The sequence below is a fragment of the Megasphaera hexanoica genome (assembly GCF_043520715.1).
GTDB classification, from domain to species: domain Bacteria; phylum Bacillota; class Negativicutes; order Veillonellales; family Megasphaeraceae; genus Megasphaera; species Megasphaera hexanoica.
This window is the reverse complement of the sequence record NZ_CP171361.1, coordinates 133,586-155,561: the sequence shown is the minus strand read 5'-3', so window position 1 is coordinate 155,561 and position 21,976 is coordinate 133,586. Positions and strand designations below refer to the sequence as shown.

Sequence of the window (21,976 nt, the reverse complement as noted above, 5' to 3'; positions counted from 1 at the left end):
CCATAATGTAGTATAATATATATGTTAGTCCGAAGAGGAGGATGATATAAATGAAATGTGTCGTATTACTCAGTGGCGGCGTAGACTCGACGACGTGTCTGGCTATGGCCGTAGAAAAATATAAAAAAGAAAATGTACTGGCCCTGACGGCGTATTATGGACAGCGCCATGAAAAGGAACTACAGGCGGCCCGCAAAGTGGCAGCCTATTATGGCGTACAGCAGGAAGAAATCAATCTGGCCCAGGCTTTCGTGCACAGTGACTGCCCGCTCCTGGAACGCAATAACGATAAGGAGATTGCCCATATGTCCTATGCCGAACAGCTGGCCCAGGCTGGCGGGGAAGGTACGGTAGAAACATACGTCCCCTTCCGCAACGGCCTGTTCCTTTCCTTTGCCGCCGCCGTTGCGGTCAGTGTCCATGCCGAAGTCATCTACTACGGCGCCCATGCCGACGATGCTGCCGGCCGGGCCTATCCGGACTGCACTCCGGAATTTGAACAGGCCATGAATACGGCAATTTATGAAGGGTCCGGCCACACCTGCCATCTGGAAGCGCCGCTCCTTGCGTGGAATAAGGCCGGCGTCGTCAAAGAAGGACTGCGCCTCGGAGCTCCCTACGAACTGACCTGGAGCTGCTATGAAGGGGGAGATATGCCCTGCGGCGTCTGCGGGACCTGCCGTGACCGGGCGGCTGCCTTTGCGGCCAATGGTGTACCCGACCCGGCACTGAAGAAATAATCCGGCATACGACGAAAGGAGACGTGCGACGTGATAGCAAAGAAAACAGCCGCCTTATGCGCCGCTCTGGCCCTGACGGCCGTACTGGGAATCTTTTCTTCCCCGGCGGTTGTCCTGGCAGCCAGTGAAAAAGACGATTTTTATCAGGCGGTCAATGAAAAGACGCTGAGAGAAAAACAGATCAAGCCGACGGAAGCCTCGTGGTCCTGGTTCCACGAACGGAATCTGGAAAATAAGGAATTCCTGACTAAGGAAATAGAAGATATTGCCAGCCATCAGGGAACCTATGCCAAGGGTACGCCGGAACAGAAAATCGCCGACCTGTACCAGTGCATTACCGACCAGGAAACGCGCAATGCCACAGCCCGGCAGCACATCCGGGATATATTGGCTCCTGTCAAAGCAGCTAAGACACCACAGGAACTGACGGAGGCAGTAGGAGAACTCCATCAGAAATATGGCATCAACGTGCTCATGAGCATGGACGAACAGCGCCTGCCCGACAGCCGGCGCTATGTGGCCCGCTTTGAACCCAATAATCCTTTCCTGTCGCGCTACGACCTGGAAAAGGAGCCCCAGCCGGGTGCATGGAAACGTCATACGGAATATATATCCCGGCTGCTCCAGGAAGATGGGTCGGCCAAAGACAAAGCCGATACGATGGCAGAAGCTATCCTGGCCTATGAAAAGTCCCTGGCACCGCATATGCTGACCAGCGAGGAAAAAAATGATATTATGGTGATGAACCAGATGGTAACGCGCAAGGAATTCCTGGAAATGACGCCTCACCTGGATGGGAAACGCCTGCTGAAAGACTGGGGCCTTTCCCGGGAAAAAGTCTTTTTCCTTTCCAATCCGGATTATCTCTGTCAGATTGATGCAGCCTATACAGAAGAGAACCTGGAACTGATGCGGAATTATTTCATTGCCCGCACTTACGACATGCTGGCGCCTTTTGCCGACATCCCCCTGCGCGACATAACGAAAGCCTATTATAACCAGCGCTATGGCATCAAACAGAACCGGACGGAACGGGAACGTGCTTCTTATCTGCTGCAGGACATGCTGCCCTACGAATTAGGACAGATTTACCTGAAAAAACGCTGCACCCCTCATATGGTGCAGGACGTGCGGGCCATGATCGATGAAGTGCGGAAGGTCTATCGCTCCCGTCTGGCAGCCAATACCTGGATGAGTCCCCGTACGAGAGCACAGGCCATAGCAAAGCTCGATGCCCTGCGCGTCTTCGTCGGAGGTCCGGCAGCCGATGACAAACCGACCATTGAAGATATGCACGTCGTCATCCCCGAATCTGGAGGAGGTGACCTGCTCAGCAATATCTTGGCCAGCAATGCCTGGGCCGCCCGGGAGGAAGAGAAACTGATAGGTACGGATTTCAACCCCGATAAGTGGTACGCCTTCGATCCGCAGGATGTCAATGCAGCGTATATTTCTGACAATAACAGCATCACCATCCCCGCAGGGATCCTCCAGCCCCCATTCTACGATGACCGTGCTTCGCGGGGGGCGAATCTGGGAGGTATTGGCGTCGTCATCGGCCATGAAATATCCCATGCTTTTGACCCCAATGGCAGTCATACCGATAAAGACGGGAATGTCCGTGATTGGTGGACGAAAGCCGACTATGACGCCTTCCAGAAGCGGGCTGCCGCCTTTGCCCCTTATTACAGCCGCTATGAGCTGGCATCGGGGCAGTATGAAAACGGCAAGCTCGTCATGAATGAGGCCATCGCCGATTGCGGCGGCCTTTCAGCCGCGACGGAAATTGCCGCAGGCGACAAGACGGTCCTCCAGGACCTGTATCGTAATTTCGCGTCTATTTTCGCCTCCAAGTATACAGATCAGCTTCTCCATCAGCTGCTTATGCTCGATCCCCATCCGGAAGGGCGGGCCCGGGTCAATGGTGCCCTGTCGTCTACGGACGGGTTTTACGGTGCCTATGGCATTACTGACGGAGACGGCATGTATATTGCCGAAAAAGACCGGGTAAAACTTTGGTAAAATACCCTGTCCACATAGATAATGCAGGGGAAAGACATCGTTTTCCCTTGCATTATCGCAGGTGATACGATACAATCACAGGAGAAGAGCATGCCATAGATTTTATGGTATGTTCCCCAAGTGGGACAAATTTTGTACCACTGGGAACAAAAATGCAACAGCACTTACGCAGACACAGTATGGAGTTTATACAAGGAGGTATTTTATGCGAACCTACATTGCACTCATCGCTCATGATGCCAAGAAAGATGCCATTGTCAAACTGGCAACACAGTTTAAAAACGTATTATCCCGGTATCCCCTCGTAGGAACCGGTGAAACGGGACGGCGCATTGAAAACGAAACGGGACTTACAGTGAAACAGATGCAGCCCGGCCCGATGGGCGGCGACCAGCAGATCGGTGGCATGATCGCTTCCGATGAAGTACTCGGCGTCGTCTTTCTGCGCGATCCCCTGACAGCCCAGCCTCATGAACCGGATGTGTCGGCGTTCCTGCGCCTCTGCGATGTCCATTCTGTGCCTGTTGCTACCAATGTGACCAGTGCCCGTATCCTGCTTTCGGCACTGGATGAAAAGCCTGATTTGTTTAACCTGTAAAAGGAGCATAACTGATGAAACGAACAAAAATCGTATGTACCCTGGGTCCCAGTTCAAATACGCCGGACATCCTGGAAGGCATGGTCCGTGCCGGCATGAATGTAGCCCGGTTCAATTTCTCTCATGGCAGCCATGAAGAACATAAAAAACGCATTGAAATGGTCCGTGCCGTTTCCCGGAAATTAGGCACGCCCATTGCCCTTCTGCTCGATACAAAAGGTCCGGAAATCCGTCTGGGCAAGTTTAAAAATGGCTCTATCATGATGGAAGCCGGTCATGACTTTACCCTGACGGCCCGTGACGTAGAAGGTGATGAAACTATCGCCTCTATGAACTATAAAGAATTGCCCCAGGATGTCAAACCCGGTGACCATATCCTCCTGTCGGACGGCCTGGTCAATCTGGAAGTCACGTCCGTTGAAGGCGAAGACATCCACACGAAAATCCTCAACAGCGGCAAGATGAGTGACCGCAAGCGCGTTGCCGTACCGGGGATTCCCATCAATCTGCCGGCCGTATCGGAAAGTGATGCAGCCGATATCGAATTTGGCATCCACATGAATATGGACTGGATTGCCGCTTCTTTCATCCAGCGTGGCAAAGACGTGCTGACCATTCGTAAGATTCTGGAAAATCACGACAGCCATATGAAGATTATTTCCAAAATCGAATGCAAGGCTGCGGTCAACAATATCGATGAAATCATCAGCATGAGCGATGGCATCATGGTAGCCCGCGGCGATCTGGGTGTGGAAGTACCAGCGGAAGAAGTGCCGACGCTGCAGAAACTCCTGATCCGCAAATGCCAGGCGGCCGGCAAACCGGTCATTACGGCAACGCAGATGTTGGAATCCATGTGCAACAATCCCCGTCCGACCCGGGCCGAAACGAGTGACGTAGCCAATGCCATCCTCGACGGGACCGATGCAGTCATGCTCAGCGGTGAAACGGCAGGCGGCCTGTATCCCGTAGAAGCCGTCCAGACCATGGCCCGGGTGGCAGTCTTCACGGAAAGTCAGTTCCCACCGCAGGCTCATCAGGAAGGAAATAAAGCCCCGGCGACGACGACCGAATCCATCGGCAAGGCGACGGTTAAAATTGCCGAAGACCTTCATGCGGCGGCCATCATCGCCTCGACCGAACGGGGCGGCACGGCCCAGATGGTAGCCAAGTACCGTCCGGCATGCCCAATTATTGCCGTCTCCCCGCATGAAAATATTGTCCGCCGCCTGCAGATGAACTGGGGTGTCCAGGCTATCCTGGGGAAAGAAAGCAATACGACCGATGAAGTCGTCGATAACGCCATTTACGCCGCTCTTGATGCCGGCCTCATCAATGCCGGCGACCTCGTCGTCCTCACAGCAGGTGTTCCTGTGGCCAAAGCCGGATCGACCAACATGGTGCGCGTCCAGGTCGTAGGAGATGTCCTTCTCCGCGGTACCGGCATCGGCCGCAATTCGGCTATAGGCCCCGTATGCGTAGCCGGGAGTCTCGATGATTTGAAGGCTCATTTCACCGACGGCGCTATCCTGGTCATGCGTTCGGCCAGTGCGGAATACGTAGACTATATGAAACGGGCCAGCGCTATCGTATCGGAAGAAGCGGGCCTTACGAGTGAATCGGCTATCGTAGCCATCACCTTCGGCATCCCCACCATTGTCGGGGCAGAACATGCTGCCGATGTCCTGGAAAATGGAGAAGTCGTGACCGTCGATGCCAGCCGCGGTACGATTTTCCGTGGCAAAGCCAATGCCCGGTAATGTGAACTGATAATACAGACAGAGGATATTCCATTACGCCCCAAATGCGTAATGGGATATCCTCTGTTTTAAGATGGGCATTTTAAAGGGACTGCCGTAGCAGAATCTTTTTTTGATTCTGCTGCAGCAGTCCCTTTTTGTATACAATCTGCGTGGCAGACCGGTCAGGATATAGTTAGTACGGCGAATGACTCCGATGTGTCATAGCAGAGGGATTCGGTAAAAAGCCGGTTTGTCTGCCGCAGGGATTATCGGGCTTTGAGAGCCTGGATTTCCGCTTTCAGGGCTTCGACTTCGGCCCTGAGTTCTTCTACGTCGCTGGAAGTCTGGGATGGAGATTGGGAAGCACCGGGGCCGACGCGGAAGGTAACGCCGAAATTGCCGGCGGCCTTGCGGTCATTGCCGAAGGTACTGGAGGCACCGAGAGAGAACATGACGTCGCGGTTTACATGATAGAAACCACCGAGAGCGACAGCCTGCTTGCCATCATAGGTACCGGCCGCAGCGCTGATCTGGAAACGGGAACCGCTGCCATCGTAATCGATGGGATGAAGACCGGCCAGAGCGGCAGATAAGGCGCCGACACTGTCGATTTCCTGACCGAGGCTGCGTACGTGCGTATTCAGTGACGTAATGGCGTTGCTGTTTTGCTGGATAGCACTGGTATTTTCCTGGATGGCAGTGCTGTTCTGCTGAATTGATGCCGTATTAGTATTGATACCTTCCGTGAGGTCAGCCGAACCATTGGAAAGGTTCGCCGAGCCAATTTTTTTCTCATTGGCGGTTACGGCTGCATTGCTCTTTTCTGTGGCTTTGGCAAGCTGGCCGACCGTGGCGGCATCGCTGTCGTTGACACCGTCGGCAACGTGGATGATGCGTCGTTCGGCATTGCCGGTGCCGAGGGATACAACGCCGTTCTTGTCCGTAGATTTCAAATCAGAGTTATATACGGTACTGCCAGCACCGATGGCAACGGAGTTATTAGCCCCATCACCGACGTTTGCTCCTGTACCGATGGCCGTTGACTTAGTAGCTTTAGCGTGACTGCCTTCGCCGAATGCAGCAGCATCTTCAGCTTCGGCAGAACTCTGTTCACCCATAGCCGTTCCCTTAGCGCCTGTTACCTTGCTACTGTAGCCGACGGCCGTGCCCTGCATAGCGGAGACGCTGGCTGCCGTACCGATAGCCGTCGCATTGGCAGAATTGAAGTCATTCTTGCTGGATGAGACATCGACAGAAGCCCCGGCACCGACAGCAACGCTGTTCTGGCCCCGTACGGAAGCCGGCGTACTCATGGAACCGACCTGCCCACCGCCCATAGCGACGGAATTCGTATCGCCAGCTGCTCCTTCTTTCCATCCGTCAGCGTCTGCATAAACATGACCCGGCGTGATACCAGATGCCGTGAGTCCCCGTGTGTCGCCTTTTACAGAAATATTGACTTCACTAGCTGTGACAGGACCGGCGGCCAGGGCCGTGAATGGTGCGGCAGCTGTACAGAGTGCGGTGACAGCCATGAGTACGGCTGCGTGGTTTTTCCAGGTTCGTGGATGATGTATTTTCATGTTGAACATGCCTCCTGTAAGGTAACGACAGTTACCAAAATTGATTTCTGTCATAACCTTACCTCTGGGTTGTAAACAAACCGTTACGCACGGGTAATAAAACAGTAAAATGTAATTTGTCTTTTAATACGATACAAAAGCAGTAGGGCGAAGGCCGTGTAAAAGTTTGGGATGGAAAGAGAAAAATATGGGTAAGCACTCTGTAAAAAGACTAGATAAGTGGCGTATTTATGCGGATTATAGGTGTTTTGACAAGGAGGAAACATTTCCTCTATACTAGCGGTGCAGGCGGATATCCGTCTGCGCGGGACTGCTGTGAGAGCGCGAAATGTAGATTCAGAGAGGAAACGAGGAAAACTCGCCTGAGTCATGCGTGCCTCTCCCGGGCAATGATCCTGCCTGTTGTTTTTGGGAAAGAGAGGAATCTATCATGATGAAATCTAAAATTGCCGCTGCCTTTGCAGCCGTTCTAACACTGGGCGCAGCCAGCGCCTTTGCCGCCAATCCCTTTGTCGATGTACCGACTGATAGTTGGGCTTATAAGTCGGTTGTCGAACTGGCCGATGCCGGCGTTATCCAGGGTGTCGATGGCTCGTATTTCCAGGGGGAACGCAATATTACCCGGTACGAAGCAGCTGAAATGACTGCCAAAGCTATGGCTCACATGGACAAAGCCTCGGTCGAACAGCGTGCCCTCATCAATAAACTGGCTGACGAATATGCCGATGAACTCAACAGCCTCGGCGTCCGCGTTTCCAATTTGGAAAAGAAAGTGGGCAACGTCAAACTGACTGGTGATGCCCGTGTCCGTTACCGTTATCAGCAGGGCAGTAAGGAAAATGATGATTCCTGGGATTATCGTGTACGACTCCGCGCAACGGCCAAAGTCAATGACAAAACGACGGTCAAATACGGCCTCAGCACGGACTCCATTGCTTTCTCGGATAATGAAACGGCCAGCAGTGACAATGGTGACGTTTATACCGACCGGGCAGAAGTAGAAACGAAACTGGGGAATTTCAAAATCAACGCCGGCCGTACGGATAAATATGTCATGGGTAATGCTTATGGCCTCAACTACGGCGATGTCTTCGACCGTGCTCAGTTACAATACAAGAACGACAATTTTGCCGTCACTGCCGGCTATGGTAAATTTAAAATCAACGGCTCGGATAAGACCTTTGCTGGTGATGATGATAAGGGAATCGATGGCGTAAAGACCGGCTATGGCGAAATCGAAGGCTTCTTCGGCAATGGTTCCAAAGTCGGCGTATACTACAACGACTTTAGCCGTGCCGGTGGTAAAAATAGAGGTGATTCCTTCATGGGCGATGACCTCTGGGGCGCTTACGTATCCTACAATTTCGGAAGTAAATGGAATCTCCTCGTCAACTATGAAAAGGTCAACCTGACAAACGGATACAAGACCATCAATAATGACGACAATGGCAACCTCTGGATTGCCCAGCTGACCTATGGTAAAGCCATCAAATCCCAGCCGGGGACCTGGAGTGCCTGGGTAGAATACCTCAACGTTGAAGACGGTGCGTACCTCGGCGGCTCGACGAACAGCTGGCGCTTTGATAAAAAAGCTTTGGGAAACATCGAATCGTGGGGTGTCGGCGGCAGCTATGTCGTAGCCAAAAATGCCCAGTTCAACGTATATCAGACCTTCGCTTCCAAGTGGAAAGACAACAAGAAGAATGCTGCCGATCCGGAAGAACAGACACGGGCCGAATTCGTATTCGCCTTCTGATGCCAGGCCTGCGGTAAACTGAAATTTTCAAACACAAAAAGGACTGCCTGGGGGGCAGTCCTTTTCGTATATAGGAGAGGTGGATTGTTTCGGGTAGGGGAGATTATCCTAAGATTTTCTTCAAATCTTCTTCCGGCGTGCTGGTCGGAGAAATCTGGAAATTTTCTACGAGGTAGTTGAGGACATTCTTGGAGACGAATGCCGGCAGTGTCGGTCCGAGGTAGATGTTCTTGATGCCCAGGGAGAGAAGCGTCAGAAGGATGCAGACGGCTTTCTGTTCGTACCAGGAGAGGACCATGGACAAAGGCAGGTCATTGACGCCGCAATCGAAGGCTTTTGCCAAAGCGACAGCTACCTGGATAGCGCTGTAAGCGTCATTGCACTGGCCCATATCCATGATGCGCGGCAAGCCGCCGATGGTGCCGAGGTCGAGGTCATTGAAGCGGTATTTGCCGCAGGCCAGGGTGAGGACGACCGTATCAGCCGGGGTCTGTTTGACGAATTCCGTGTAGTAGTTACGGCCGGGGCGGGCACCGTCGCAGCCGCCGACGAGGAAGAAGTGTTTGATAGCGCCAGCTTTGACAGCGTCGATGACTTTATCGGCTACGGAGAGGACTGTTCCATGACCGAAACCAGTCGTTACAGTGCTGCCACCATTAATGCCGGTGAAGTGCTGGTCTTCGCTGTAGCCGCCGAGTGCCAGAGCTTTTTCGATGACCGGCGTGAAGTCTTTGTCTTCGCCGATGTGAGTTACGCCGTCAAAGGAAACGACTTCTGTCGTGAAGACGCGGTCGATGTAGGATTTGCGGGGCGGCATGAGGCAGTTTGTCGTGAACAGGAATGCGCCGGGAACGCCGTCGAATTCTTTCTGCTGATTCTGCCAGGCCGTACCGAAGTTGCCTTTGAGGTGTTTGTATTTTTTTAGTTCCGGATATGCATGGGCCGGGAGCATTTCACCGTGAGTGTAAATGTTGATGCCTTTGCCTTCGGTCTGTTTGAGGAGGAGTTCCAGGTCTTTCAGGTCGTGGCCGGTGACGACGATGAACGGGCCTTTTTCTACGGTCAGGGGAACTGTTGTCGGAACCGGTGTGCCATAAGTCGTCGTGTTGGCTTCGTCGAGGAGGGCCATGCAGGTCAGGTTGACTTTACCTGTTTCCATGACAATCGGAAGGAGTTCGTCCATGCCCCAGTCTTCGCCGATGGCCGACAAGCCTTTGACGAAGAAGGAATCGACTTCTTCACTCGATTTGCCGAGCATGAGAGCGTGGTAAGCATAAGCAGCCATGCCGCGCATGCCGAACAGGATGAGGGATTTGAGGGAACGGATATCTTCATCGGCGTTCCACATCTGGTTCATGTCGTAGTCAGCTGCGGGAGTAGACGAAAGGGCAGCGGCTTCCGCATGGATTTTATCAATCATGGCCTGGGTCGTCGTCGTGTTGAAGTTGACGTTAGTGATCGTCGTGAACAGGCCTTCGAGAATGGCACGGTACGTCTTGGCTGTAGGAGCGGCAGTCTGACAGGTACGTGCCAGACCGACGAGAGCGCCCGTCAGAGCATCCTGCAGACCCGCTTCGGCAGCGGATTTACCACAGACACCAGCACAACCGGTACATCCCGTACCCCGCGCCGTTTGTTCACATTGAAAGCAAAACATCTGATTTTCCATTATCATTACCTCCTGAGTATCTATTCAAATACAATACTAAATTAAAATCTTGATTGCGGCAGTTCCTGACTGCTCTTATAGTATAAGTGAAAAAACAAAAAAATGTCGTTGTATATGCAACGGAACGGGAAAAAAATATTTTTTATACTAAAACTGCGGGAACATGTGGAATGATTGGCCGGTATTCCGGAAAAAATATGATATCCTATATTATATAGAATATAGAATGCACAGGAGGAACCCATCATGACAAGAACCGTGAGTGAAGAAAAAAAGGCTCTCAGACGGCAGGTAAAAGAACGGGTGGTACAACTACCAAAAGACTATTGCCAGAAATCTGATGCCGCTATCCGCCAGTATGTACTGTCTCTGCCGGAATACGGACAGGCCCGGCGCATTTTCTGTTATGCCGGTACGCCATCAGAAATCCAGACACTGCCGCTGATTGCGCAGATGCTCTCCGACGGAAAAGAAGTCGGCGTACCCTATTGTATTTCCTTGGGAAAGATGGAAGTCCGGCAGATCCGCTCTCTGTCCGACCTGAAGCCCGGGCGCTATGGCATACTGGCACCGGATACGACCTGTCCTGTCATGGCCGCCCATACAATCGACCTGGGCCTTATCCCCTGCTGCACATGCAATGAAAAAGGCCAGCGTCTGGGCTATGGCGGAGGTTTCTATGATATCTATCTTCATGACAGCCATTTCGCCCGGGCTGTCTTATGCCGTCATCAGGTAATGACCGGTCAGATTCCCATGGAGGATCACGATGAACGGATGGACTTGGTCATTTCAGAAAAAGGTGTTATCCGGATTTCCCGGCAGGAATGATGCCGTTTGTACTAGTTTTCCATCATAGCTAATATAAGATAATTATTATTAGCAAAAATGAACTATTGATGATATAGTATAGGTATCAGTACACGTTGGTGCTGGTGAAAAAACATCTGACTACACGGGGAGGGATTTCCTATGAACTATCAAGTATTGCTGTCACCGGGAACCATTGGTCCACTGCGTCTCAAAAACCGGGCCGTCATGGTCCCCATGGCAACCGATCTGGCTGACCGCCATGGCGTCGTCACCGACCGGCAGATCCGCTATTATCAGGAACGGGCCAAAGGCGGCGTGGGGATGATCATCGAAGAGTATACGGGGGTCGATGATATAGACAGTATCCCATCGATTCATAACCTGAGAATAGCCCGGGAGTATCATGTCCCGGAAATGGAAAAACTGACCGATGCCGTCCATATGTATGACTGTAAAATCGCAGCCCAGCTCCATCACGCTGGTGCTACGTCCAATCCGGCACTGACGGGCCGGCCCAATCTGGCTCCCAGTGCCGTACCGATTGCGCCGGGGAAACCCGTACCGCAGGAGATGACCAAAGATGATATCCACCGGATCCAGCAGAAATTCATTGATGCGGCAGTGCGCTGCAAAAAAGCAGGCTATGATGCGGTCGAACTCCACGGGGCACACGGCTACCTCATCGCCCAGTTTTTCAGCAAGTACTATAACCGCCGCCACGACGAATACGGCGGTACGGTGGAAAACCGCTGTCGGTTCATCAGCGAAATCATCCAGGGCATCCGGCAGAAACTGGGCCGCTTTCCCATTATGGTGCGCATGTGTGGCGATGAAATGACGCCCGTAGAAGGGTTCCTTACACTGGAAGACGGGCTGGAAATTGCCCGCTATCTGGAATCTTGCGGTATCGATGCCATCAATATCAGTAATGGCAGTGCCCGCAATGCCGATGCCAATTGTGAACCCTATTCGTACCGTCCGGGCTGGAAAAAGCATGTGGCAAAGGCATATAAAGAAGCGCTCCACATCCCGGTCATCGCGACGAATACTATTAAAAACCCAGAATTTGCCGAAGAACTCCTCGAAGAAGGCGTTTGTGATTTTGTCGGACTGGGCCGGTCCCAGCTGGCCGATCCGTATTTTGTCGAAAAGGCCCGCACAGGCCGCAGTGATGAAATCCGGCAGTGTATCGGCTGTCTCTATTGCCGGGAACGGGTCTTGGGAAATGGCATGCCTATCCGCTGTGCCATCAATGCCCGTACGGCCCGGGAAATCGAATTTGACGATCTGCAGAAAAATGGCGATGGAAGGACCGTCGTCGTCATAGGCGGCGGCCCGGCCGGGATGGAAGCCGCCCGCGTGCTGGCTCTGCGTCAATTCCACGTAGTCCTGTTGGAACGGGAAGCGTCTCTGGGCGGCATGCTTAACGTTGCCGACAAACCACCGCTAAAAGAACAGATTACCAGACTGGTGCATACCATGACGTGCCAGCTGCAGTGCCTGAACGTAGACATCCGCTGCCGGGCTGCGGGAACGGTGGAGGAAACGGCCTCCTTCCATCCGGCAGCCGTCGTCGTCTCCTGCGGGGCCAGACCGCGGATCCTGCCCCTGCCGGGATTCGACCTTCCCCATGTCGTCACGGCAGAAGCCGTATTACAGGGAAAAGCTGCCGTACAGGGCCGGTCTGTCATTATCGGATCGGGCCTTACGGGACTGGAAACGGCCGCCGTGCTTTTGAAGGACCACCATCCGGTCAGTCTGGTTGAAATGATGCCTGTCATCGGCGGCGCTATTTTCCCGGCCGTCCTGAATGATGAAATGAGCCGAATTACACCGTACCATCCGGATATTTACACGGGTCACAGCATCCGTTCTGTTCAGGAACATACGGTGACATTGGAACGGCTGAGCGATCATGAGCAGGTCATCCTTCCGGCCGATACGGTCATTTTGTCTATGGGGCTTGTACCGCGGCAGGATACGGTCGATGCCTTCCGGACAGCGTTTGATACAGTACGCGTCATCGGCGATGCGGCCGGCGGGGGACGGATTGCCACGGCGGTTCAGCAGGGCTATGAGGCCGGGTTCACGCTCCTTCGCAACGAAAACATGTAAGATGAAATAAAATATGTAAAACAGAACAAAAATATTATTATTTAAAATAATACGATAAAAATAATTAAAAATATACAATAAAGATATTGACATGATAAAAAATAAATGGTATAGTATGACCATCTCATTCATCGTTTTGATGGCGGGATGAAAACTTATATGCCGGGCAATGAGGCCTTCTGCAATGTAAAACTGCAGGAGGCCTTTTTTGTACCGTAAAAGGGGGAATATGTATGTTTATCATCGAGAGTATCATAAGTGGCATGATGGCCATTGCTGATGTCATCTGGGGCTGGCCTATCCTGATACTGACATCATTCGTTGCGGTTTACATGACGGTCCGGCTCCGGTTCTTCCAGTTCCGCCATTTCGGGCTCATCATGAAAGAAACCTTCGGTAAAGTCTTTGATAAAGGCTCTGGCGAAGGCAATATCAATCCCTTCAAGGCAGCCTGCACGGCCCTGGCGTCTACCCTGGGCGTAGGCAATATTGCCGGCGTATCCGTCGCTATCGCTACCGGCGGTCCCGGTGCGGTATTCTGGATGTGGTTCATCGCCATGCTGGGCCTCATCGTCAAATTCTCGGAAGTCACCCTGGCCGTGGCTTACCGGGAAAAAGACCCCGATACGGGCGAATGGCACGGCGGATTTCCCTGGTTTGTCAAAAACGGTCTGGGAAAGAAATGGAAATGGCTGTCCCTCATCTGGACGATTACTCTGGGCCTGGGCATGATGGTCGGACCGGCTGTACAGTCTAACGCTATTGCCCAGTCGCTGAGCGGTTCCTTCGGTATCTCGCCTTTATATATCGGTATTGCCGTCGCCGTTCTCATGGGACTGGTCCTGGTCGGCGGTCTGAAGAGCCTTTCTAATTTTGCCAATGCCGTCGTTCCCTTTATGGCTGTTATCTATATCGCCGTTTCTGTCGTCGTCATGATTGCCAATGCGCCGGCTATCCCGGCAGCCTTTGCTATGATTTTCCACGATGCCTTTACCGGTACGGCTGCATCGGGAGGCTTCCTCGGCTCATCGGTCATGCTGGGGATCCGCTGGGGCCTGGCACGGGGCATTTTCTCCAACGAAGCGGGTACGGGCACGGCACCGCTGGTCCATTCGTCGGCATCGGTCAATCACCCGGTCAAACAGGGCCTGTGGGGTGTTTTTGAAGTGTTCTTCGATACGATCGTCGTCTGCACCATGACGGCTATGGTCGTCATGACCTCCGGCGTCTGGGACAGCGGCGTTACCGGGGCGGCTCTTACGGCAGCGGCCTTTGGGGAAGGCTTTGGCGGCAACGTGGCAGCAGCCGGTATGTTCATTGCCGTCGTCATCGCTTTCTTCGGGTTTACAACGGCCGTGGTCAATGCCTATTATGGCGGTATCTGCCTCAATGCCCTGGGCTTTAAAGGCGCGCCGGTCAAGGTGTTTTATGTACTGGCCAGTGTTTTCGGCATCGTCGGTGCCATCGGGGCGCTCAACACAGTATGGGCTACCTTCGATTTCTTCTTCGGCGTCTGTGTCCTTTGCAATCTGGTCATCATCTTCGTCATGCGTGATAAAATCGTCCTCCTCGTACGGGATTATGAAGAACGTCTGCTCACCCAGTCCTGGGATGCTACGGCTGCTGATGCGGTCGAACGCCTGGGCCTTATGGAAAAACCGGAAGATGCATCGTCTCTGCGGGAAGGCGTCAAAATTTCATAACCTTTCTCCCTGCTGGATATCCCCATATTCCCAGAAAAAAACTGTAGTGCCCTCTATGAGAGCCTGCAGTTTTTTTCTGTGCTGCTGGCAAAAGAGCAGATAAAAATTCTTTTGTCATTTGTGTTTGTGTAGTATACTTATGTATGTAAAAGAGAGAAAAGGGGATGTTTGATATGACACAATTTTCAAAACGCTGGTCGGATCCGGCCCTGGTGGCGACCTGTGATGTCATGGACCGCTTATTCCAGCCTATGACGGCGGCAGACGGTATTGCATTCAGCATTGGTTCGCCTGCTGTAGAAGCACTTCCTGTCGATGCGCTGCGGGAGATTTCCCAGGATGTGTTCCGCCGGGATGGCCGCGGCATCGAAGCACTGGCCTATGGCACTAAAATGGGAATCCGCGACCTGCGGGAAATCATTGCCAGTGAGCTTCTGGCACCGAAGGGCGTGCATACTTCGGCTGATAATATTCTCATCACTGCCGGCGGGTTGGAAACGATGAAGCTCCTGTGCGATATATTCCTCGATCCAGGCGATGTCATTCTTGTCGAATCGCCGACGTTCGTGCACTGCGTCATGATATTCCAGATTTTCAACGCCGTCTGCATTCCCTGCCAGATGGACAATGACGGTCTTATCATGGAAGACGTAGAAGCTAAAATCCAGAAATATCATCCCAAGATGATCTATACCGTGCCGACCTTCCAGAATCCGACCGGTGTGACTCTGTCCCAGGACCGCCGGCAGAAACTGGCAGAACTGGCGGCCAAATACGATGTCATCGTCATCGAAGACGATCCCTACCGGGACATCCGTTTCCAGGGGAAAGACCTGCTGCCCATCAAGACCTTTGATGAAGCCGGCAAAGTCGTCCTGGCCAACAGCTTTTCCAAAATTTTTTCACCGGGCAGCCGTCTCGGCTACGTCGTAGCGCCCGATGATATCATGGATAAAATCGCCTATGCCAAGGTGGCGACCAATTCCCATTCCAGTAAGATTTCCGAAGTCCTGGCAGCGGAATTCTTCAAGCGCGGCTATTTCCCCGATCACCTGAAAAGAATCTGCGCCATTTACCGCGAACGGTGCGCAGCCATGATGGAAGCCCTGGATGCGTATTTCCCGGAAGGGACGAAACATACGTATCCCGATGGCGGTCTCTTTACCTGGGCCGAGCTTCCCGGCGACATCGATACGACGGAACTCTTAAAAGAAACGATGGACAAACTCCATATTTCCTTCGTCGCCGGCCGGGGCTTTTACGTCGAAGGCGGCGATGCCGGCAAGAACTGCATGCGCATCAGTTTCGGTGCCGTACCGCCGGATAAAATCTACACGGGCATCAAGCGGTTGGGCGATTATATCAAGACAAAATTATAACAAAATTAAAAAGTTAAACAACGAGCTGTAAGATTTAACGTTTAACTCATATAACATTTAAATAAACACCGAAAATTGTAATGTGATAAGACATATGTTACAGAGATAAAAAGAAAAAAGAGAGAGCATTTGTTACAATAGGTTTAGCCAAAAACCAAAAAAGTAACAAGGAGGCTCCCTCTATGACTCATAGTATAACCGAAGAAATGAGATTTCGCCAGAGGTTATGTGAATATGCCAAGAAATACGGCGTTACCAAGGCGGCGAGGAAATACCAGACAAACAGGCAGTTCACCTATCGGCAGTTGAGCCGGTATGACGGAACGGTTCAAAGCCTGGCCCTGCGGTCGAGACGTCCACACAACAGTCCCAAGGCTCACACCGAAAAAGAACTGGATTTAATTAAACGGATGTTGAAAAGGAATGGAATCTACGGCTATGCAGAAGTCTATGTGCGATGCCGGAATCGAGGGTATACACGAAGTTTTGGCAGCATGTGCCGCCAGATACGCAAGAACGGATACAGACGACCGAGGATAAGGCGCAAGAGTTATGCCCGGTATGAGCGTCTGGACGGAAAATACCCTGGAGACAAAGTGCAGATCGATCTCAAGTACATTCCGAACGAGTGCATCAAATTTCCCCGCTATGGATACAGATACTACCAGATAACGGCGATAGACGAGTACAGCAGGAAACGGGTTCTTTCGGTCGTGAAGGAAAAGAGCACCTATGAGACGGTGAAGTTTCTGCACGTGCTGGAAGGACGGATGGGATTTAAAATCAAGACGATCCAGGTAGACAATGGCACGGAATTCGTCAACGACCATGAACAGACAGAACGGGAGAGCCCGTTCGAAAAGGCAGTCAGGGAACAGGGGATGAAGCTGTGGAGGACGCGGCCCTACTCGCCATGGCAGAACGGCAAGGTAGAGAGAAGCCACCGGGAAGACGGGAAGATTCTGTACGGCCGCAGGGTCTTCACAAGCGAGAAAGAGCTCAAGGAGCAAGTGGCAAAGCACGAAAAGCGCTATAACAGCACGGCCAAGACATCCCTTGCATTCAAAAGCCCGAACCAAGTTGTAACAGAGTATTTCTCACATTCTGGTGTGTAACATATGTCTTGACAATCAAGAATAACATTTAAATAAACACCGAAAATGCTCTTGACAGGGGCCTGTCTATTGCGTACAATATGCCCATACCTCGCAACCATAGCGAAGTGGAATAAATAGTCATGCATAATGAAAATCTGATGACGGGAGAAAGTAGTGTGTCTGGTCCCATGACAGAGAGCCGGCGGGTGGTGTGAGCCGGTATGAGCCGGCAGACGAAGGTCCTCCCCGAAGAGCGGTGCTGAATCAGATTAGGCGCCTACGGCTGTTCCCCGTTACAGGAAACGCGTATGTTGGTACGTTGTAGAGAGCCCGGATGCAGTAATGCTCCGGGAATCAGGGTGGTATCGCGGATTATACTCCGTCCCTTGCAGAAGGGGCGGAGTTTTTTTGTTACCCTTTTGGCAGCTCTACATTCCAACAAGATTATTTTTTTATGGTAAAGGAGAGATGTAGAATGGCAAAAGTATTTTATGATCAGGATGTCAATTGGGAAGCTATGGAAGGAAAGAAAGTCGCTATCATCGGCTACGGCAGCCAGGGCCACGCCCATGCGCTCAACCTCCGCGACAGCGGGATTGATGTCACCATCGGCCTCTATAAAGGAAGTAAATCGGCAGAAAAAGCCCGCAAAGCCGGTCTTACCGTCCAGACCGTCGCCGAAGCCGTCGCCGGTGCGGACATCACCATGGTCCTTATTCCCGATGAAAAACAGGCCGACGTATATAAAACCGAAATCCGGGATAACCTCAGACCAGGCAGTGCCCTGGCCTTTGCCCACGGCTTCAATATCCACTTCAAGCAGATCATCCCGCCGGACGACGTCGATGTCTTCATGGTAGCCCCCAAAGGCCCGGGTCATATCGTACGCCGCCAGTTCGTCGAAGGCAGCGGCGTCCCCGACGTTTTTGCCGTCGAACAGGACGCTTCCGGTCAGGCTTTTGACATCGCCCTGGCCTATGCCCGCGGCATCGGCGGCACCCGGGCCGGCGTCATCCAGACGACGTTCCAGGAAGAAACGGAAACGGACCTCTTCGGCGAACAGGCCGTCCTCTGCGGGGGTATCTGCCAGCTCATCACCAACGGATTCGAAACGCTGTGCGAAGCAGGCTATCAGCCGGAAATCGCCTATTTTGAAACGTTTCACGAAATGAAGATGATCGTAGACCTCATGTACGAAGGCGGCATGGCCAAGATGCGCTATTCCATCAGCGATACGGCAGAATACGGCGATTACACGGCTGGTCCGCGGGTCATCAGCGACGCATCGAAACAGGCAATGAAAGACGTACTGCACGATATCCAGGACGGGACCTTTGCCAAAGACTGGCTCCTGGAAAACAAGGCTGCCGGCCGGGCCCATTTCCTGGCGATGCGCCGCCAGCACGCCGAACATCCTATTGAAGAAGTCGGTGCCAAACTGCGCAAGATGATGTCCTGGCTCCACAACAACGACCAGAATGACTAATTAAAATCCGTTTATCGCAGGCCGTTCGTCGTTCATCGAAAGGCGGTGGATGGCTGCTTCGCTGAACGATACTAAGAGGTGATGATGATGAAAATGACAGGCGCACAGGCTGTGTTAGCCTGCTTGAAGAAAGAGGGTGTCCCCGTCGTATTCGGCTATCCCGGCGGAGCTATCCTTCCCCTGTATGATGCCATGTACCAGGACGGGTTCCGCCATATCCTGACCAGTCACGAACAAGGAGCTGTCCATGCTGCCGACGGCTATGCCCGGGTGACAGGCCGGCCCGGTGTCTGCATCGCTACGTCCGGGCCGGGTATCTGCAACATGGTCACGGGTATTGCGACGGCCAATATGGATTCCATTCCGATGGTCATCATCAGCGGACAGGTATCGGCCAGTCTCATTGGCCGCGATGCCTTTCAGGAGGCCGATATATCGGGCATTACGTCACCCATTACCAAACACAATTACCTCGTCAAGGACGGCCGGCAGATTCCCCGCGTCCTGAAAGAAGCTTTTTATATAGCTTCTACAGGCCGGCCGGGTCCGGTTCTGGTCGACATTACTAAAGATGCCCTGGAGGAAGAAATCGATTTCATCTATCCTGAACGGGTGTCGCTGCCAGGGTACCGGCTGGAACCGGCCGGACAGGCTTATGACATCGACCGGGCTGTCAGCGCTATCCAGCAGAGTAAACGGCCCCTGCTGCTCATCGGCGGCGGTGTCATTTTGTCGGGGACGACCGATGCGCTGCGGCAGTTCATCGGGGAAACGCAGATACCGGTCGTGACAACCCTCATGGGAAAGGGTGCTGTGCCGGACAGCTATGACCTTCATCTCGGCATGGGCGGCATGCATGGATCGTATGCATCCAACATGGCCATCACCGGATGCGACCTGCTTATCGCCATGGGTGTGCGCTTTGACGAACGGTTGACCAGCCGGGCTGATACCTTTGCTCCGGGAGCACAAATCATCCAGTTCGACATCGACGACGTGGAAATCGGCAAAATCATCGACGTCGATCTGGCCGTAAAAGGGGACCTGCGCTGGTCTTTGCCTCTTGTGGCAGAAAAGATCAGGGAGTCGTCCTTTGATTATCAGGCCGCCTATGCTCCCTGGCGGGATCACGTCCGGTCGATGAAACAGGCTCATCCCTTTGCCGTGGCGCCGAGACCGGACTATATTTCTCCCCAGGCTATCTTTGAAACCGTCCGGGCACTGACACGGCCGGAGGATACGATTGCCGTTACCGACGTGGGGCAGCATCAGATGTGGGCAGCCCAGTTTTTTGATACGGAGCAGCCCCGCCATTTCCTTTCGTCAGGCGGACTGGGTACGATGGGATACGGACTGCCGGCGGCCATGGGAGCCAAAGTCGCCTGTCCGGACAAGACGGTCCTCGTCTTTTCCGGCGATGGGAGCATCCTCATGAACTGCCAGGAACTGGCTACCTTGTCCCAGTATGGCATTGCCGTCAAAGTCATCGTGCTCCACAATGATACCCTGGGCATGATCGTCCAGCTCCAGGATTTCTTTTACGACAAGCATTATACACAGTGCACGCTGAACAGCCGCAAGAATCTGTCCATGCTGGCCGAATCGATGGGCGTCCGGGGCTATCACATCGAACGGGAAGATGACCTCTTTCCCGTGCTCCGGGAGGCCCTTGCCTATGAAGGGACGGCTCTCATCGACATTGCGATATCCAAAGAGGAACGGGTCTATCCGACCGTTCCCGGCGGCAAAGCGCTCTGTGACATGATACTGGGAGGTGAAGCAGGGTGAGGACACAGCATCTTGCTATACTATGCGATAATAAACCGGGCGTCCTGACCCATATTGCCGGACTGATCAGCCGCAAGGCCATCAATATCGAATCCCTGACGGCGGGGTACACGGAAGAACGGGATGTGACCCGCTTCAATATCGTCATCAGCATCGAAGACGATAAAGAATTGAAGCAGACCATGAGCCAGCTGGCAAAACTCATCGACATCATCAAAATCGTCAACCTCGATGAGGAACCCTTTATCAGCTATGAACTGGCGATGATCAAAGTGCGCTACGATTCTCCCAAGACGAGGGAAGAACTGTCGGGACTGGCCGATTTGTTTCACGCCAAAGTCGTCGATGTCAACCTGAATTCCCTCATTCTCCGCGTGACCGGCCGGGAAGATCACGTCGATGCCCTCATCAAGGTGCTTTCGCCGTACAATGTACTGGAAATTGTGCGCACCGGGACGATTTCCCTGTCCCGGGGGCTCGTGCCGGTCAAGGAGATGTAGGGCGCAGGATATCTTCATCGCGCAGACCGGTTGCATCGTATAGAGACAGACGGAGCTGCCACCTATGAGAGACTATTCATGGGTGGCAGCTCCGTTTATTTTTATCCTGTTTTTCCGTATCAGCGGTACATGTCGGGACGGCGCAGCTTGAGGAAGGGCCGTTCTTCCTTGGCCTTACGGGCCAGACTCAGGTCGAGATCGCAGGCGATGAGCCGTTCCTGGTCGTCCCCTTTTGCCAGCAGATTGCCCCAGGGATCGATGATGAGGGACTGGCCGGCAAAGTCCATGTCCCCTTCTTTGCCGACGCGGTTGCACATGGCGACGAAGGTCTGGTTCTGATAGGCCTGGACGCGCATTTCCCATTCAAACATTTCCAGCGGTTCGGCTTTCGTATTGGCTGTCGGCACGATGACCAGATCGGCGCCCTGGGCGGCACAGGAGCGGATGCTTTCCGGCAGATGGCGGTCAAAGCAGATGACGATGCCGATTTTGCCGAAATCCGTCGTAAAGACCTGGAACCCTTCTTCTGACGGCGTGTAATAATCACATTCATAGAACTGGGGCGCCTGGAAAATGTGGACCATCTTGGAAATGCCGGCGATGCGGCCCTGACGGTCGAGGAACAGGTTGGCATCATAGGGCTTTCCCTGTTGTTTCAAGTAGAAATTGGGCGAAATATACATGTCGTGTTCCCGGCATTTTTCCTGGATAGCCTGCACTTTCTGATCCGTATCTTCCATTAGATACCCGGTGGCATCCTGGTTTTCATACTGGGCAAAAAATGGAGAGAACTGTACTTCCGGAAAAAACAGCAGATTGCAGCCCGCCGCCTTATCGCAGAAATCCAGTGTTTTTGTGAAATTTTCTTCCATATCCTTCGACATGGACATCTGAGCCATTCCTAATCGCATGACCTTCATCCCCCTCTGATATACAATAACTGAATCTAATTCTAGTATACCATAGAACAGAAGGGAAACATATA

16 protein-coding genes and 1 other annotated feature are annotated in these 21,976 nt (G+C 52.8%); of the genes, 13 read left to right on the top strand and 3 right to left on the bottom strand.

The features are described from left to right. Nucleotides 1-50 precede the first annotated feature (50 nt). The 4 genes from queC (at nucleotide 51) to pyk (ending at nucleotide 5,120) form a co-directional block, all read left to right on the top strand. Nucleotides 51-740: a 7-cyano-7-deazaguanine synthase QueC gene (gene queC / locus ACGTIC_RS00755; RefSeq protein ID WP_059076444.1), complete on the top strand. Its 690-nt coding sequence runs from the start codon at nucleotides 51-53 to the stop codon at nucleotides 738-740. Nucleotides 741-770: 30 nt separating this feature from the next. Continuing rightward, nucleotides 771-2,762, top strand: coding sequence for a M13 family metallopeptidase (locus ACGTIC_RS00750; RefSeq protein ID WP_113856446.1), 1,992 nt, complete (start codon nucleotides 771-773; stop codon nucleotides 2,760-2,762). A gap of 205 nt (nucleotides 2,763-2,967) precedes the next feature. Beyond that, nucleotides 2,968-3,360: a methylglyoxal synthase gene (gene mgsA, locus ACGTIC_RS00745; protein ID WP_059076445.1), complete on the top strand. Its 393-nt coding sequence runs from the start codon at nucleotides 2,968-2,970 to the stop codon at nucleotides 3,358-3,360. Between the two features lie 14 nt (nucleotides 3,361-3,374). Next, nucleotides 3,375-5,120: a pyruvate kinase gene (pyk, locus tag ACGTIC_RS00740; RefSeq protein WP_201784367.1), complete on the top strand. Its 1,746-nt coding sequence runs from the start codon at nucleotides 3,375-3,377 to the stop codon at nucleotides 5,118-5,120. Between the two features lie 248 nt (nucleotides 5,121-5,368). On the opposite strand, the gene ACGTIC_RS00735 is transcribed toward pyk, so the two are convergent. Next, a complete protein-coding gene (locus ACGTIC_RS00735; RefSeq protein WP_162816302.1) occupies nucleotides 5,369-6,685 on the bottom strand; it encodes a YadA-like family protein in 1,317 nt (438 codons plus the stop codon). Nucleotides 6,686-7,118: 433 nt separating this feature from the next. Between ACGTIC_RS00735 and ACGTIC_RS00730 the strand changes: the two genes are divergently transcribed. Then, nucleotides 7,119-8,441: an S-layer homology domain-containing protein gene (locus tag ACGTIC_RS00730; RefSeq protein WP_113856444.1), complete on the top strand. Its 1,323-nt coding sequence runs from the start codon at nucleotides 7,119-7,121 to the stop codon at nucleotides 8,439-8,441. 103 nt (nucleotides 8,442-8,544) lie between these two features. Here the strand turns inward: ACGTIC_RS00730 and hcp are convergent, their stop codons facing one another. Beyond that, a complete protein-coding gene (hcp, locus tag ACGTIC_RS00725) occupies nucleotides 8,545-10,116 on the bottom strand; it encodes a hydroxylamine reductase (protein WP_113856443.1) in 1,572 nt (523 codons plus the stop codon). A 240-nt stretch (nucleotides 10,117-10,356) separates the two neighbouring features. Here hcp and ACGTIC_RS00720 point away from each other — a divergent pair, with 240 nt between their 5' ends. The 8 genes from ACGTIC_RS00720 (at nucleotide 10,357) to ilvN (ending at nucleotide 20,991) form a co-directional block, all read left to right on the top strand. Beyond that, complete coding sequence (locus tag ACGTIC_RS00720; RefSeq protein WP_113856442.1) at nucleotides 10,357-10,941, top strand: 5-formyltetrahydrofolate cyclo-ligase; 585 nt, start codon at nucleotides 10,357-10,359, stop codon at nucleotides 10,939-10,941. 141 nt (nucleotides 10,942-11,082) lie between these two features. Beyond that, complete coding sequence (locus ACGTIC_RS00715) at nucleotides 11,083-13,038, top strand: FAD-dependent oxidoreductase (RefSeq protein WP_075581652.1); 1,956 nt, start codon at nucleotides 11,083-11,085, stop codon at nucleotides 13,036-13,038. A gap of 233 nt (nucleotides 13,039-13,271) precedes the next feature. Further along, complete coding sequence (locus ACGTIC_RS00710; protein WP_113856441.1) at nucleotides 13,272-14,741, top strand: sodium:alanine symporter family protein; 1,470 nt, start codon at nucleotides 13,272-13,274, stop codon at nucleotides 14,739-14,741. Nucleotides 14,742-14,914: 173 nt separating this feature from the next. Continuing rightward, nucleotides 14,915-16,120, top strand: a complete 1,206-nt coding sequence (locus ACGTIC_RS00705) for a PLP-dependent aminotransferase family protein (protein ID WP_059076606.1) — start codon at nucleotides 14,915-14,917, stop codon at nucleotides 16,118-16,120. A gap of 182 nt (nucleotides 16,121-16,302) precedes the next feature. After that, a complete protein-coding gene (locus ACGTIC_RS00700) occupies nucleotides 16,303-17,235 on the top strand; it encodes a DDE-type integrase/transposase/recombinase (protein WP_394522823.1) in 933 nt (310 codons plus the stop codon). Nucleotides 17,236-17,366: 131 nt separating this feature from the next. Further along, nucleotides 17,367-17,607, top strand: a binding site (T-box leader). Between the two features lie 85 nt (nucleotides 17,608-17,692). Next, complete coding sequence (gene ilvC / locus ACGTIC_RS00695; protein WP_113856440.1) at nucleotides 17,693-18,703, top strand: ketol-acid reductoisomerase; 1,011 nt, start codon at nucleotides 17,693-17,695, stop codon at nucleotides 18,701-18,703. An 87-nt stretch (nucleotides 18,704-18,790) separates the two neighbouring features. Beyond that, the gene (gene ilvB / locus ACGTIC_RS00690; RefSeq protein ID WP_113856439.1) at nucleotides 18,791-20,491 is read left to right on the top strand and encodes a biosynthetic-type acetolactate synthase large subunit; all 1,701 of its coding nucleotides are present in this window, start codon (nucleotides 18,791-18,793) and stop codon (nucleotides 20,489-20,491) included. Beyond that, nucleotides 20,488-20,991, top strand: coding sequence for an acetolactate synthase small subunit (ilvN, locus tag ACGTIC_RS00685; RefSeq protein WP_059076454.1), 504 nt, complete (start codon nucleotides 20,488-20,490; stop codon nucleotides 20,989-20,991). The genes ilvB and ilvN overlap by 4 nt, the downstream gene beginning before the upstream one ends. Nucleotides 20,992-21,110: 119 nt before the next feature. Here the strand turns inward: ilvN and ACGTIC_RS00680 are convergent, their stop codons facing one another. Continuing rightward, complete coding sequence (locus tag ACGTIC_RS00680; protein WP_075581648.1) at nucleotides 21,111-21,902, bottom strand: carbon-nitrogen hydrolase family protein; 792 nt, start codon at nucleotides 21,900-21,902, stop codon at nucleotides 21,111-21,113. Between the last annotated feature and the right edge of the window lie 74 nt (nucleotides 21,903-21,976).